The sequence below is a fragment of the Chryseobacterium sp. RR2-3-20 genome (genome assembly GCF_017808115.1).
Classification (GTDB): domain Bacteria; phylum Bacteroidota; class Bacteroidia; order Flavobacteriales; family Weeksellaceae; genus Chryseobacterium; species Chryseobacterium oryzae.
On the sequence record NZ_JADQBD010000174.1, the window covers coordinates 1 to 793 of the forward strand.

1 protein-coding gene is annotated in these 793 nt (G+C 32.4%); it reads right to left on the reverse strand.

The window, feature by feature from the left end; genetic code table 11:
* On the reverse strand, positions 1-706 hold a 706-nt coding region (locus IV513_RS15560), incomplete at its 3' end, for an IS982 family transposase (protein WP_209391462.1).
* Positions 707-793: the final 87 nt, after the last annotated feature.

Below are 793 nucleotides of genomic sequence, written 5' to 3' on the forward strand. Positions count from 1 at the left end.
TCTCAATCCTTTTTCTTTGCTTTTTGTACAAATAAAACTGTGGTTTATACTCCTTTTGATTGATTCTTTTCGGAGTCTCCAGTTCTATGTTGGCATAATTAAACAAATCTATTTGAATTTCAGACGACAAATAGCCTTTGTCTCCAAGCAATGTACAATTCGATAATTGTTCTCTGATGTCTTTTAAATAATGGATGTCGTGTACAGAAGCGGGACTCAAATCTATACTTTGGAAAACACCATTTACAGAACAAACCGCATGGAGTTTGTATCCATAAAAAGACATCTGCTGAGAAGCACAAAAACCTCTGTTTGGATAACAATATTCGGCATCTTTACAGATTTTCGAAGTACCACTTCTGGAAAGTTTACAAACTTCTACAGGCATACTGTCAATAATGAAAAACTTCTCAAACTCATTAAAACTTTCTGCTATTTTCATTCGTAAATCATTAATCTTATTTGATAATCTGCGTTTGCGACGATTATAAACGCTTCGCTCTATCTTACATTTTATTGCTTTTGGAAGCTGTCGGAAAAGATGATTTTCGCTGTCAATTCCCATGTATTCAGCAGTTAGTGCCAGACTTATTAATTCTAAATCTTTCATTTTGGGAACTCGTCTTTGATAAGACAGAAGGTTTTCATTTGATATTTTTCTCAAAACTTCCAAAATTCTTTCGTAATTTGCACTTAAGTTGTTCATTGTAAATGTATTATGGCTAATTCAATTTACTGATTTTCAATCAAATGAACAACTTTTTACTTTTTTATTTCATAATGCACAACGGGT